The sequence below is a fragment of the Tessaracoccus defluvii genome (assembly GCF_014489575.1).
Classification (GTDB): Bacteria; Actinomycetota; Actinomycetes; order Propionibacteriales; family Propionibacteriaceae; genus Arachnia; species Arachnia defluvii.
Window position 1 is genome coordinate 2,299,801 of the sequence record NZ_CP060789.1, and the last position, 13,860, is coordinate 2,313,660.

Sequence of the window (13,860 nt, forward strand, 5' to 3'; positions counted from 1 at the left end):
GTGTTCTCGACACTGGGTTTGTCCTTCTTATCCCGAACTCGGGATAAGAAGGACTATCCCGAGGATTGTGTTATCCCGAGCGCTGGTCGTCGCGCCTTGTCAGCGGTGGTAGGGACGGGTGCTTTCTCGGGATAACCGAGCATGTCTATGTTCCTCATCTCTGTAGTTCTTCAAGTGGAGGTGAGGGGTCATGAGTGTTCCTGTTGGGGAGTTGATCGCGCGGACTGACTCGGCTGTGACCGCGCTGGGGCTTGCGCCGTCGACGTTGTGGCAGTACCGGTGGGCGTGGTCGCAGGTGGAGTTGTTCTGTTCCCAGCGAGGCGACGATGAGCTCACAGACGAGATCACGGCCGAGTTCTTGTGCTTCGTGGCGGGAGAGCATGGACTGGGCCGGATCAAGGACTGGAAGCGCAAGCTGCTGCGCAAGGCCGTGCTGGTGTTGTCGGAGGTGGCCAGGACCGGGACCTACAGGTGGTCGGTGTCCCGGCGGAGGCATCCCAACGACGGCCTGGAGGCGGTGTTGCGTCGGGTCCAGGATCAGTTCGAGGAGTGGCTGACGGGCCGCGGGTTGGCGCTCGACACTCAGCATCTGTATGCGACCGTGGCCCGAACAGTGCTGGCCTGGCTGCCCGAACGGGGGATCACCGACGTGCGGCAGCTGTCGCGTGAGGACGTGTCCGCGGCGGTGGTGTTCCTGGGTGGACGCTACCGGCCGGGCAGTATGCGCACCGTGGTGACCGCGCTGCGGGTGTGGTGCCGCTTCCTGGAGGACGCCGGTCTGCGCGCGGGGCTGGACGGCGCGGTTCCGGCGGTGTTCTCCCGACGCATCCACGCGGTGAGGGTACTGTCGGCGCGCGCCGTTGAGCAGTTGGTCGATTCGACTGATCCTGGCACTCTGACCGGCCGCCGGGACCGGGCGATGCTGCTGTTGGCGGCCCGGACGGGATTGCGTCCGGGCGATATCGCTGGCCTGCGGCTGCAAGACATCGATTGGCGGCAGGGCCAGATCACGCTGATCCAGCGCAAGACGGCGACGGTGTTGACGCTGCCGCTGTTGGCGGATGTGGGTACCGCGATCGCCGAGTATCTCCTCCACGATAGACCTGCTGGCGTCGGCGACGATCACGTGTTCCTGAGATCGCAGGCCCCGCATGTCGCCTTGTCGCCGTCGAGTGATCTGTATCACGTGGCGGCAGGGGCGTTCGCCCGCACCCATGCCGCCTCGACCGGCGAGGCGGGCCGCGGGATGCGGGTGCTGCGGGCATCGTTGGCGACCAGGATGCTCGAGCGGGACACGCCGTTGCCGGTGATCGCCGGCGCCTTGGGGCATCGGGGAATCGACTCCGCGAAGCACTACCTCGCCGCCGACGAAGACCGAATGCGGCAGTGCTGTCTGGACCTCGTAGGCATCGAACCGGACCAGGCCCGGCCGTGACCGGGCTGGTCAGTGGCTTGGCCACGCACATCCAGTCCCTCCTGCAGGTCAAGCACGCGCTCGGGCTGCCCTACACGACATCGCAGCGGCATCTGCACGATTTCGACGCGATGTGCGCCGCGGCGGATCCCGGGCAGACCACCCTGACCCGCGAGATGGCCATGAAATGGGCCGCCGGCCGGCCAGGCGAGCACGTCAACGGGCAGATGCGAAGGATCACCCCCGTCAGGCAGCTGGCCAAACACATGACCGGGCTCGGGGTCGACGCCTACGTGATCCCGCAAGGCATTCCGGGCAAGCAGATCCGCTACCGCCCGCACCTCTACACCCGTTCGCAGCTACGGGCGATCTTCGACGCGGCCGACCGAATCACCGAGTCCCCTTACGGCGCGCTGCGGCATCTGATCATCCCGGTGATGTTCCGGATGATCTACTGCCTGGGTCTGCGACCCGGCGAGGCCCGCCAGCTCCACCGCAACGACGTCGACCTCGCCCACGGCACCATCCACATCCGCGAATCGAAAGGACACAAGGACCGGCTGGTGTTCCTCTCTCCCGACCTGCACGACTACTGCCGCCGATACGACACCGCGATCAGCCCACACCACCGGGACCGGGTCGCGTTCTTCCCGAACCGCACGGGCGGCTTCTACAGCCGAAGCACCATCGACCACTGGTTCAGCGAACTACTCGACGGCGCCGACCCGCCGATCACGGCCAGCCCCGGCTCACCGCCGCGTGTCTACGACCTTCGCCACGCCCACGTCGTCGAGGTCATCAACCGATGGGCCCGCGCGGGCCGCGACCCAGAGGCGCTGGTCATCTACCTGAGCCTGCATCTGGGCCACACCAATCCCGACGACACCTGGTACTACTTCCACCTCGCCCCAGATTTCCATCCCGACCTGCGCCGACTCGCCAACACCGACCTCGAAACCACCCTCCCGGAGGCGTCCCATGCAGTCCTCTGACGACTTCTTCCGGCTCGTCCGCTCCTGGCTGACTATCCACCTGCCCCGAGCACGCAGACTCAGCCCCCACACCATCCGCTCCTACAAGACCGCGCTGACCATGCTGCTGACCTACCTGCGTGAAACCCGCCACCTCGAGCTGAGCCAGGTCACCTTCGACGTCATCGACCGCGCCACCATCGCCGGGTTCACCCTCTGGCTGACCGACACCCAACACCTGGCCGCCTCGTCGGCGAACCAACGCCTGGCCGCGATCAAATCGTTCCTCTCCTACTGCGCTGGGGAAGACCCAGCGCTCGTGGCCCTTTGGCTGGACGTGAAGCAGACACGCCCCGCCCGCACCCCTGCCCGCGCCCCCGACCCGCTGACCATCCCCGCCGTCGACGCCCTGATCCGCGCACCCGGACAACACACCCGCCGAGGCCTCCGCGACACCACGCTCATCCTGCTCCTCTTCGACACCGCCGCCCGCATCCAAGAAGTCCTGGACCTGCGGATCGCCGACATCGACACCGCCCCGGCCGCGGGAGGGTGACCGTCACCGGCAAAGGCCACAAGACCAGAACCATTCCCATCATGGACAAAACCGGCCGCCACCTCGACCACTACGCCAGCGTCTTCCACCCAGGCAAGGCGGCGCCCGAGGCGCTGCTGTTCTACACCACCCGCTCGGGCCGACCCCAGCCGATGAGCCAGGACAACGTCACCTTCCTGCTCAACAAGCACGCCAGGAACGCGCGCACCGACTGCCCAGAACTCCCTGAACGGATCCACGCCCACCAGCTACGGCACGCCCGCGCCATGCAAATGCTGCGCGCCGGAGTGCCGCTGCCCCACATCAAGGAGTTCCTCGGCCACGCCAGCATCACCACCACCAGCATCTACGCCACAGCCGACAGCCAAATGGTCCGCGACGCGATCCAGAAAGCCGCCGTCACCACACCCGACCCCGCACCCCTCTGGAAAGGAAACGACGACCTGATCCTCCAACTCGCCGGACTCACATGATTATCCCGAGAACCCACCCGTCCCTACCACCGCTGACAAGGCGCGACGACCAGCGCTCGGGATAACACAATCCTCGGGATAGTCCTTTGGGTGCCTGACACGGCCCGGCAGCACCGCGGCCGAGTAGTGCCCTGCCAGCTCCCGGTAGGCGTCATTGAGGACGACCTCCCCCTCACGGGGATGGGAGATCACACCGGTCTTCAAGTTGTCCGGCACGATCCTGGGGACCGTGCCGCCGAAGAACTCGAACATCGCCACGTGCGCCCGCAACCACGACTCCTGCCGCATATCCAACGAGGCGTGCACGAACGCGAACCTGCTGAACGGCAGACACGCCACGAACAAATACACCTTCGACACCTCGCCGGTGGTCGGATCCAGCAGCTCCATCGTCGGCCCTGACCAGTCGACCTCGACGCTGCGGCCAGCCTTGTGACCCACCCTCGACGAAGCACCCAGGACGGCCGCGTAGTCGGCATACAACCGGCAGAACCGGTCGTAACTCATCACCGGCTGCCGGTCCCGCACCGCCGCGTCCTGATACTCCTGATGAAGCAGCCGAAGCGTCACCCCGACCCGGGCGAGTTCCCGATGCACCCGCCCCCAGTCAGGCTGGGCGAAGACGCTCTCCCGGACACCGCGGCCCGGGAACAACACCTCGTAGACCTGCCCGTCAGACATGCCCTCCGCCCGGTCCCAGCCCAGCCCGGCCTCCTCGGCAGCGTCGATGACCGCCTGCACGCTGTGCCTGGACATGCCCTGCCCGGCAGCAATCGCTCTGCCCGACAACCCTTGCGAACGAAGCTGCAACACCAACTTCGCCTTGATCCTGCGTACCATTACCGGTACTCCTTCCCGCCCACGTGGCCCTCACATAGGCGGGAAGGAGCCTAGAAGCAGGTGGCGCTCAACCACACCAACCCCGGCGCTCAACCACACGATTCGGCACCCGGGCCGGTGGCGCTCAACCGCACCACACCCGGCCCCCAGGACCGCCAATACTCACAGCGGATTGAAACGCCGTGGCGTCCTGTCGCGCCCTCGGCCTGTACCCCGTCGGAAACGACTACCGCGGCAAGAGCGGTCGCGTGCTACCTCGTCGGCCCGTCAGCCGAGGACATCACACGATCAACGAGGGACGCGGAGGGCCGCCCCTTCTCCCTCGGCGGAGAACCGGGCGGGCCACGGGAGCTTGGTCGGGACGGTGGCGAGGGTCAGGTCGGCGTCGTCCGGCTCGTAGTCCTCGAACCTGTCGGCCAGCAGCAGACTGATCCTCTCGAACGGCAGGTCCTCGACGCCCGGCACCTGCCTGGCCACGGGCATCGACTGCGACCTCTGGAACTCGATGAGTTCCGCTATCGCCCTCGTGTCACCCACCGCCTCAGCGGCAACCAGACCGACCTCGACGAGAGTGAGCCGCAGGTGGCGCAACCGGGACCGTTCCCGGCTGCTGCGCTGGGTTCCGATCACCTTCTCGCACAGTCGCAGACCCTCCTCGACGGAGTCGAGACCAGCCCGATACTGCCCGGCCACCCGGACCTCGATGAGCGCGCAGGCCAAGTCGACCACCAGGAGTATGAAGTGCCGAGCCCTGGTCGTCGGAAGCTCACGAAAGCGCCGGGCTCGGGCCAATGCCACCTCGGGCGCGTCCCTGGCCAGCCGGCACACCTCCTCGAGCATGACGAAGAACTCCGGGCCCACGCCCTGCCACCCCGCACCCTCCCCCGCGTCAGCCGCGAGGGCCTCAGCCTGTGTCCGCAGTTGCCCGCCACGCGGATCTCCGGAGCCGGCAGCCACCACGGCCGCCAACCGCAGGAGCGCCTCCTCCGACTCGGACGAGCCCGACTCCCGGCTCCGCCGGGCCAAGTCCACCAGCGCGTCCACCTCCGCCGTGGTCATGACGCCGCTCCCCACGCGGCGACTGATCTGATCCATCTCGGACTGGATCGCCACAAAGTCCGGATCGAGCACGTCCGGATCCATGCCGTCAAGGATGAGGTCGGCCCCGTCCCAGTCGAGGTGGGCGCGGGCGACGGCGTGGGCAAGCGTCGCCAATCGTCCCTGCTGCTCCGAGTCGCCCAACTGCGCCACCGTCTGGGCCTGCCGGCGGATGAGGTCGGACAGGTCCTCCACCCGCGTGAGGCCGAACAGCGCCTCCGCCTCGACGACGGCGGCCTCAGCCCGGAAGACGGGCTCGTCAATGCTGTCCGACGCCAGGGCGAGCCAGCCCAATGCCTGCTCGTAGAGACTGCACAGGATGCACAGCCGGGCGAATCCGATGACGTAGGGATCGCTGTCCTCGTCGGGCACCCACTCCGGATGGGCCGCGAGCTCGGTGAGTATCCCTGCCAGTTCACGGCGGTCGCCAGTATCAGCGCCCAGCAGCTGCTCCATCCACTTCCAGTGGAGGCGCGCCCAGCACTCCCGCAGGTCTTCGGCCGGGTCCTCGCCCCGCTCCAGTGCGCCCTGGAGCGCGGCGGCCGCCCAGGTGGCTCCGGTGGCTGCCGTCTCCTCCACGTCGAGCAGGTCAGCGACGAGGGCCTCGAGGCCCTGGTCCGGCCCGAGGTCCCGGAGGCACCGTTGGGCCCGTCCGAGCGCCTCCTTGCTCTGCCCCTCGAGCGCCAGAAGCCACGCGCACTGCCCGTCGACGAAGGCCTGCAACTCCTCGTCGGCGGTGTCCAGGTGGGTGAGCCGGTCGGCCTCCTCGACGCACCGGAGCACTTCACCCTCCCGCTCCCACGCGAGCCGGCACCAGATCAGTGCCAGGTGCGGCTCCGGCCATCTCGTGCTGAGGTCGGCCAACACGTCTGCCACCGGGATCCAGTCCGACTCCTCCGCCTGCTCCTCGGTCACCCACTGCTCGAAGCCTTCAACCAGTGCGGCCGCCAGCCAGGGGTGCGATCGGCAGAGCTCAGCCACCTGCTCGATCACCCACCATCGGTCCGCGTCGGTCAGGCGGGCGGCCTGCGACACCAGCTCCACCGCCTGGCCGTACACCTCCTCCTCAGTCACCGTTTGCCTCCGCGACGATCGTGGTCAAGGACGCCCACATCAGCGGGGAGTCCGCCGGGTGTCCGTCGCGGCGCCAGGCGTCGAGCCGATCGAGTTGCCACCGCCGCAGGTGATCAACGGGTTCGGGCGACTGATGCGCCCGCAGGACTGCGAGCGCGAGACGGCTCAGCGCCTCGTTGCCGAGCGACTCGTCGGTGGGCAGGGGCCACAGAGTGGTGGTCACGAGTTGTGCACCGGCGTTGATGCACGCTGTTACCAGCCCGGCCTGCTCGGCGAATCCCGAGTCGTCTCCCTGGCAGCCGATGAGCCCGACGCGCGCAGGCGCGGGCCACCGGTCCGGGTCCGCCAGCCAGGACCGGGCCGACAACCGCGCCGCACTGTCGCCCTGCGCCAGCACCAACGATGCCGCCCCAGGGGTTTCGTCGGTGCCGCCGGCAAGGTGCCCGACGTAGAGCCACCGCGACCACTCGTCGAATCGCAGCTGCTCCCCCACCTCGTCCGGGGAGGTGGGGCCGAGCACCAACACGTCGTCCGGCGGCAGCCCCTCCTGCGCCATTAGCATCCCGGGCAGCCCCCCCGGGTAGATGGGGCCCACCGCGCCCACGAGCGGCCCCGGATCGATGGTGGCCAGCCCGGGGACTCCGGAGAACCGGGCCGCAGGCCGGTGGCGAGTGGCGACGACGCCGGGCGCGAGCGTGCCGAGGACGCGTGCCGCCTCGATCAGGCGTCGCCCGTCCGGAAGTTGGAACGCGGCCCACGGGACCCGGGCGAGCCAGCCCCGCGCCGAGATGGAGAGCGTGTGCCGCGCCGTGCGGTCCATCAACCGGGCCCGGAGGACCGCCGGGAGGGCCGTCTCCGCCAGCTCGCGCGACCATCGCTGCTCCGTCTCGCGCCGCACCAGCACACCCGACGTTGCGTCCGCACCGACTGCCTCGGCCACGAGGTCCTGGAGCCCGTTCGCGACCGGCACGGTGCCCGCATCCTCCAGCGAGACGGCCCCGTCACCCCGGTTGGCGAACAGTGACCACGCGAAGCTCCGGCCGAGAGGCTCGACGGCGAGCCGCCAGCCGATGCGTCGGCTCACCCCGTCGCCTCCATGAGCCATCGTTCGGCCAGGCTGATGGGGAACCTGGGCAGCGGCCGGTCGTCGGCAGCCGGCCTCTGTCCCCAGACCCGCCTCTCCACGGTCCGCTCAGCGGCGGCCCGCAACTCCAAGGATCCACACACCTTGGCCGCCTCCTTGAAATTCCGGTGGCGCCACAGGTTCCCCGCTCGATGCAGGGCGTCGGCCGCCGCCTTGCGCAGGGACGGCTCCGGCTGCATCGCGTCGAGACGGAGCAGGCTCAGCCCCCTGGCCGCATATCGCTGCGCCTCCGACTCCATCGGCTGTTCCGGCGGCCAGGTCGCACCGCCATGGACCCGGATGGTGATCGCCTTCCCCCGGCCGATTGCGGCCGTGACGGCGGCCCGCGCAGGCGTCTCCAGCCGCGCCTGGCCGACCCAGGCCTCGGCAGGTCCCTCTGGCCGCAGTCGCCCAGCCGCGACGGGGAAGGGCCATCCGGGCAGGAGGAGATCGAACGCAAGAGTGTCGATCCGTCGCGGAGCGCGGCCCAGGGCTGGGTGCGTGAGCACGGGCTCCGCGGCTTCGACTCCCACCGACAAGGTGGCGTCCTCGTCCTCGATCTGCAGGGTCCACTGCACATTGCGCTCAGCTCGGCTGGTGGTGCCCACCGGGACGTCACCCCAGCCCACGGTGCTGGTTCCCACGTACAAGGACGACTCGGCTCCTGCGTGCAGTGCCCCCACCGGAGCCAGCTCACGGCTCAGCCGCCCCGCGTCAAAGGTCGGGGTGTGGGGCGAACCCGGCGGCGTGGACCAGCGGGCGAGCCGGCTCGCCGCGTCCAGCCTCAGCCGATCCGCGACCGGCAGGTGGTTGGCCAGCAGTTCCAGCCCGTCGGCCACGACGTCGGCCAGGCCCTCGGGCCGGAACTCTCGCTCATCGGCCAGCCGCAGGAGGTGCGGACCCATATCGACGAGGGAGTCGAGCCACAGCTCATCGAGGGGATCCAGCAGCTCCGCGATCTGGCCGAGCAGCACGCACTCCTCGAGCTCCAGGAGCCCGTGATCGAGCGGGAGCGGCGAGTTGCTCCGAAGCCACCTGACGGTGCCGAGCCGGATGACCACGTCCAACTCCCGGCCGGCGGTGAAGGGGACCTCCTCCGGCCCGTCGGACCGGTCGTCGAGCTCCGTGAGTCGTCGCGCGACGGCGGGGCCGTAGAGCGCCTCGATGACGACAGCCGCCGAGCCCGGGTCGCTCACCAGGCAGTGGGGCGGCTCCTCCGGGGTGCACGGATCCACGGTGACCAGGCATCCGAGGAGCGAGACGGTGGCGGCGCCGGCGGGAGCATGCTGCTCGCGGCCCAGGCTCACGACGCCGAGCCCGCTCGGCTCGATCGCCAGGCTGCGTTCACTGGTCATCCTCGGCTCCTTCTTCGTCCTCGGGGTCGGGCAGGTCGAGACCCCGGCCGATTTTCAGCAGCTGATCCAGGGGAAGCATCGCACCGCCCAGGGCAGCTTCGGTGTACTGACGGGCCTCCGTCGCATCGCCCTGGAACAGTCGAAGCGAGCGCTGAGTGCCTATGCGTGCGACATACCCGATCGAGGCGGTGCGCAGCGTGTCATCGTCGAGGAGGGGGTGGTTGGGCACGAGCTTCCGCCGAAGGTCCTGCCCTGTGGGAATGCCCTTGAACACGGCGATGCGGACGATTGTCATCGCCTGGCCGGCGTCTGGCTGGACGTCCCGCCTGTCCTCGGTCAGGCACTGCATCCACCCCCGCCTCAGCGCGTCGTCCTGCGCCTCATCAACACGGTGGGTCACCCTGAGCAACCGACCCGACGGCTCGCGCCTCAGGTACGTCGCCAGAAGCGCCTGGGCGTAGGCTGCCAACTCGCCGTGCACGTGACTCCCCGAGGGCGCCAGCGGATGCTCGGCGGGTGATTCGCGGAGCGGCCCCGGTTCCCGCTGCCACTCCGGTGAGAACTCGCCCGCACCAGGATGCACGTCGCCGCGATCCATGGGGGCGTGCGCCAGCCCGGACCACAGGCTCCTCAGCACGACGAACGTGCCCTCCAGCAACAGCCCCCACCGGCCACAGGCGCGATCGACCTCGCCGCGCGCCACAACGTGGGCGTCTCCCACCACTTCGTCATCCCGTGCTGCCAGGTGGTAGCGGGAGTAGACGGATCTGCCGGTGCCGCGCAGCTGGTTCTCGCGGCCGGGGCGGACCAGAGGCGGCGGCTCATCGGGCCCGAGCCCGGCCTCATCGTGCGGAAAGTCACGGAGATTGGCCTCGCCGACGGCGCGCCACCTGGCCTCGAAGACCTGGCCGTACGCCCGTGCGAACTCGGAGCGGGGCAGGCTCCGCCGTGCGGGCGGGGCCTTCTCAAGCCTGGCAGCGACGTAGGCGGCGGCGTCCGCCTCCGTGACGTGACGGCCTGCTCTGATGGCGTGACCCATCGCCCGCAGGACCGACTGCCCCACCTGCAGCGCGGTGACATCCAGATTGCGCTCGACTGCGACGTCCATCCCATCGTCCAGCGCAGCCCGCGCCAGCAACAGATGCTGGTTCACGGCGTCCTCCACTTCGCCCAGCTCCTCCTCCAGCACCCCAGCCTCCGCCGGCCCCTCGGGACCGCCCCGGCCCCGTCGACGGTGACGCTCCAACTCCGGCGCGACAAGGTGCTTGACCACGTCCGAGGCGGTGAGGCCGGCTCCGCGGACCCCCACCATCCTCCACCGGGAAAGCGACCGGAGCCACTCCTGACACTCGTCCCGCTCAGTCGCACTCACCAGTCCACCTCCTCCGTTCGTGGGGTTATGACGGACGGCCTCCGGAGGCCAGGCGCCCCTCCCGTAAACTCCGTGTCCGGGGAAGAGGAGTGCCATGAGCGCCCAGGCTGAGATTGATGACATCAGGCGGCCGGACACGGCTGAGTTCACGTCGCTGGTGGCGGAGCTCAAGTTGCTGGCACGGAGCGGGCCGCGCGCGGTGGGCTCGTGCCGCAACCTCATGGCCGCCTACGGACTTCCGGCGGACGTCAGCCCTGAAGTCGCGTGGCGCACCGTCGAGTCCCGGCTGAAGTCCGCCGCGACGCACCTCGACCCGCGCCTCCGCCTGGCGCTGATCGAAGGGATGGGGCTTCGTCCGGGCTCGCCCAGGGACTTCGGCGAGCGCCTCCAGCTCATCGGTACCCACCAGGACCGCAGCGGGCGGACGGCCCGCCGCCGCGTGTATGAGGCCCTCGAGGCTGTGGCGCGGCTCACCCTCTCCGGCAAGGCGAAGTCGCTGGTGCCGACGCCGGACTGGCTCATGGTGCAGGCCAGCGTCCACGCAGACCTCCGGGGTAAAGCTCCGAGCGTCGTGATGACCCGAACCATCCTGGCTCTGGCTCCCGAGGTGGGGCTGTTCGAGGAGAAGATCTCGGTCCCGAGGCTGGCCCCGTCAGAAGCGGTCCGCGTCCTGGCTCTGGACGGCTGCCGGTCGGTCGAGGTCGAAGCCCAAGCCAACGCAACCTTCGGCATCTCAACGCAGCTCAGCCGATCCATCCCCTACGGTGCCGAGCACACCTTCACGATCTCGATTCAGTTGCCCCGCCACGAGGCGATGACCCCCATGGTCGGGTTCTACCCGCTCAATCCCACCCGAGAGATCCGAGCGTCGGTCACCTTCGGGTCGACGAGGCCGACATCGGTCGCCCGGTTCGAGGGCGATATTCCCGTCGGAACGTTCCTGCCGGTCACCCACGAGCTGGACCCGGGGCTCCGACGCCACGAGTGCGTGTTCCGCGACGCCCAGGTGGGGCGCGGGTACGGCGTCAGCTGGAAGTGGGACTGACCAGGCCACCGCCCCCGTTGTGCGGCGTGACAAAATTGTGACAGTTTCGCCGCATCTGTCGAGGCACTTGAGACAGGGACAACACACTCCTTCCTATGGGGGAAATGGGGCTGGGTCTCCTGGAGACGACGACTCTCTGGGGAGGCATCGACGTGGTGCGGATTGCGCCTGCGACGTGGACCGCAACAGCGGAGGCTCGGGCGGCCCAACACTCGCCGGGTGGGTACTGTCCCACCCGGCGAGTACCGTACGGCCCCGCGGATCTACGGGCCGAGCTGGTGGCGGACGCCTGCCACAGCACCGGCTGCTTCGACATCTTCCATGACCTGCTGGTCGGCGTCGTCGCCAAGGTCCGCCGCCACATCGAGCTCCACCCAGGTCAGTCCATCGACAACCTGCCGGCCTTCGCCTCCAGCGTGGCGCGGTGCCAGGTGAGCGAGCTGCAACGCACCGGCCGGACCCGCCGCGGACTGCCGGCGAAACCCACCCGCAACGACGGGGCCGCGGGCCGCGTCAACTGCGTGCTGGCGCGCAGGCCTGAGATCGGCGAGTGGCTCGTCATCCTCTTCCGGATCCTGCGCGCCTACCCGTTCAGCCGCCACCACGTCTGCGGCAGTTGGCCCATCGACGGTCTGGTTGAGGAGCGGGCCAAGTACCTGCCGGGCGGCGACAGGTCCGTGGTCCGACGCGAGATCGACCTCGTCATGGCCACCGCCACCGCCGAGGCGGGGTTCGCATGGATGTACGACAACCTCACCGGCCCGTTGATGTCAGAGGGCGTCCCCGGCGAGCTGGCGGACGATGTGGCGGATCCCGCCCCGGTCCCGTTCGCCGACAAGGCGATGGCCGGGCTGCTGCACCGTGCCTACCTGGATCTCCGTGGGCGGGGCTACTCGCGGCGCGCCGCGCTCGCCGAGGCGAGCCGCGAGGTGTGCGGGATCGTTCCGGTGATCGACGCAGCCATGGAGGAGATCCTCGACGAGCTGGAGGCGCAGCCCCTGCTCAGGCCGACACCACCTCGATGCCCGCGGCGCTGAGGATCGCCGGGAGGCTGCGCACAATGTGCTCGTCGTAGCTCCTCTGCCCCTCGTCGAGCTGACTCCAGGGGTGGACCACTTGTGGCTCTGCCGCCCGTTGGCCCGCTGGTTCACCGCCCATCGGCGGTGTTCGAGCTCCGCCAAGCGGTTGACGGTCTCGCCCTCGAAGGCGCGGATCGATGGCTCGTCGGAGAGGATCCAGTCGAGCCCCTCGGCCGCGAAGTAGACCGCGGAGCCGACGAGGACGGCCCTGCTTGAGGACTTCTCGTAATCCCCCAGCTCCTGCCAGGCGACACCGGCCCAAGGTGACGCTGTGGCGTTGTTGGTGCGGGCGCTGATCTGCTGGTAGGCGTCGTGCACCAGCGGCGCGAGGGCCTCGACCTTGTCGAAGGACAGCACGTCACCACGGTCAGCGCCGCGCGTGAGCACAAGTCCGGCGCGGGCAGCGATCGTCGGCAGGCGGAGCGCCAGCTCGAGCGCGGAGAGCCTGGCGTCAGGAGTCGCCTCCACAGCCATCAGGCCCAGCAGCTCGCCGCTCATCGCCCACAGGTCTCCAGGGCTCAGCACCGGAGGAAGGCCCAGCTCCTGGCCCACCGGCGCCACCTCCACACCCCCGGCGGCGAGCACGGCGCCCAGGTTGTCCACGACGAGCAGGAGCCTCGTCAGCGCGTCGTCGGGTTGCTCTTCGAGAGGAAGAGCATCCCCCGCCTCGCTTCGGGCCAGCCCGAGCAGGTCCACGAGCGGGGCCGTGACGAGCGCCTCCGGCGCCATCATCCACGTGACGTCGGAGTACAGCGCCTCGAGGAGTTCGTCTGCCTCGCCCTGGGTGACCGCCCGGGTCACGCAGGCGTCGCGGGCAACCTGAGTGACCCCCCGCAGAGCCGGCCACAGCCCCTCCTCGTCGACGGCGACCGCCACCCGTGCCGTCGGAAGCGCAGCGGCCACCGTCCGGGCCACAGGGAGCCCCTCAGCGGCCCGCTCCAGGGCGACGATGACGGTCGGTCCCGCCGAATCGGTGAAGGCTGGCAGTTCCCCCTCGGCAGCGACGATCTCCACGACCCGATGCGCAACGTCGATGGGACGCATCGACAGCTGGGACCACAGCAGCAGACCCCTCGCCCCGACCTCGGTCATGGCGGACACCGCCCACTCCGGGTCACGACCAAAGCAGTGCAGGGTGAGCGGCTCACCAGGCGCCGCCGACCTGACCACGAGCTCTGTTGCGACGATGCGTGCAAGGTCGCCGTCCCCGACGACGACGGCCGGCGGTGCCGCCCGATCTGCGGGCCTGGCCGGGAATCTCCGCGCCAACTCGCGACCAAGTTCTTGGTCAGAGGACACGACCCGCACCCCGGCCACGTCCTCGAACAGGGGCGGGAGGTCGGCGCCGCGCACCACGGCCACGACCTCGGGATGGGCCTCGCCGAGGTCGCGGAGCTGCCGCACCACATCCTCGTCGGACTGTGCCCTGATCACCACCGGCTTCTCGTTCACTGTGCCTC

10 protein-coding genes and 1 pseudogene are annotated in these 13,860 nt (G+C 69.4%); 5 read left to right on the forward strand and 6 right to left on the reverse strand.

Annotated elements, in window-relative coordinates:
• Positions 1–190: 190 nt before the first annotated feature.
• From H9L22_RS11030 to H9L22_RS11045, 4 genes are read left to right on the forward strand one after another with little or no spacing between them, the layout of a single operon-like run.
• Entirely contained in the window at positions 191–1,435 is a 1,245-nt protein-coding gene (locus H9L22_RS11030; RefSeq protein ID WP_187719970.1) for a tyrosine-type recombinase/integrase, read from the forward strand.
• A complete protein-coding gene (locus H9L22_RS11035) occupies positions 1,432–2,406 on the forward strand; it encodes a tyrosine-type recombinase/integrase (RefSeq protein ID WP_187719971.1) in 975 nt (324 codons plus the stop codon). Before H9L22_RS11030 ends, H9L22_RS11035 begins: the two co-directional genes overlap by 4 nt.
• Positions 2,393–2,941, forward strand: a complete 549-nt coding sequence (locus H9L22_RS11040) for a tyrosine-type recombinase/integrase (RefSeq protein ID WP_187719972.1) — start codon at positions 2,393–2,395, stop codon at positions 2,939–2,941. Before H9L22_RS11035 ends, H9L22_RS11040 begins: the two co-directional genes overlap by 14 nt.
• A 41-nt stretch (positions 2,942–2,982) precedes the next feature.
• The gene (locus H9L22_RS11045; RefSeq protein WP_264292440.1) at positions 2,983–3,414 is read left to right on the forward strand and encodes a tyrosine-type recombinase/integrase; all 432 of its coding nucleotides are present in this window, start codon (positions 2,983–2,985) and stop codon (positions 3,412–3,414) included.
• Between the two features lie 81 nt (positions 3,415–3,495).
• Here the strand turns inward: H9L22_RS11045 and istA are convergent.
• From istA to H9L22_RS11070, 5 genes and pseudogenes are all read right to left on the reverse strand, one after another.
• A pseudogene (gene istA / locus H9L22_RS11050) lies at positions 3,496–4,254 on the reverse strand (IS21 family transposase); the annotation flags it as partial.
• Positions 4,255–4,542: 288 nt separating this feature from the next.
• Complete coding sequence (locus H9L22_RS11055) at positions 4,543–6,426, reverse strand: hypothetical protein (protein WP_187719974.1); 1,884 nt, start codon at positions 6,424–6,426, stop codon at positions 4,543–4,545.
• Positions 6,419–7,510 (reverse strand): CHAT domain-containing protein, encoded by a 1,092-nt coding sequence (locus tag H9L22_RS11060; RefSeq protein WP_187719975.1) that lies wholly within the window; start codon positions 7,508–7,510, stop codon positions 6,419–6,421. The genes H9L22_RS11055 and H9L22_RS11060 overlap by 8 nt, the downstream gene beginning before the upstream one ends.
• On the reverse strand, positions 7,507–8,904 hold the full coding sequence (locus tag H9L22_RS11065; RefSeq protein WP_187719976.1) for a hypothetical protein: 1,398 nt from the start codon (positions 8,902–8,904) through the stop codon (positions 7,507–7,509). The genes H9L22_RS11060 and H9L22_RS11065 overlap by 4 nt, the downstream gene beginning before the upstream one ends.
• Entirely contained in the window at positions 8,894–10,276 is a 1,383-nt protein-coding gene (locus H9L22_RS11070) for a hypothetical protein (RefSeq protein ID WP_187719977.1), read from the reverse strand. Before H9L22_RS11070 ends, H9L22_RS11065 begins: the two co-directional genes overlap by 11 nt.
• A gap of 94 nt (positions 10,277–10,370) precedes the next feature.
• On the opposite strand from H9L22_RS11070, the gene H9L22_RS11075 reads away from it, so the two are divergent.
• Positions 10,371–11,321, forward strand: coding sequence for a hypothetical protein (locus H9L22_RS11075; RefSeq protein WP_187719978.1), 951 nt, complete (start codon positions 10,371–10,373; stop codon positions 11,319–11,321).
• Positions 11,322–12,091: 770 nt separating this feature from the next.
• Here the strand turns inward: H9L22_RS11075 and H9L22_RS11080 are convergent.
• Positions 12,092–13,852: a hypothetical protein gene (locus tag H9L22_RS11080; protein WP_187719979.1), complete on the reverse strand. Its 1,761-nt coding sequence runs from the start codon at positions 13,850–13,852 to the stop codon at positions 12,092–12,094.
• Between the last annotated feature and the right edge of the window lie 8 nt (positions 13,853–13,860).

What these genes read in the sequence shown, in the direction of transcription:
- H9L22_RS11030 (WP_187719970.1), top strand. Translation starts at nt 191, where the DNA reads ATGAGTGTTCCTGTTGGGGAGTTGATCGCGCGGACTGACTCGGCTGTG.
- H9L22_RS11040 (WP_187719972.1), top strand. Translation starts at nt 2,393, where the DNA reads ATGCAGTCCTCTGACGACTTCTTCCGGCTCGTCCGCTCCTGGCTGACT.
- H9L22_RS11045 (WP_264292440.1), top strand. Translation starts at nt 2,983, where the DNA reads ATGGACAAAACCGGCCGCCACCTCGACCACTACGCCAGCGTCTTCCAC.
- H9L22_RS11065 (WP_187719976.1), bottom strand. Translation starts at nt 8,904, where the DNA reads ATGACCAGTGAACGCAGCCTGGCGATCGAGCCGAGCGGGCTCGGCGTC.
- H9L22_RS11075 (WP_187719978.1), top strand. Translation starts at nt 10,371, where the DNA reads ATGAGCGCCCAGGCTGAGATTGATGACATCAGGCGGCCGGACACGGCT.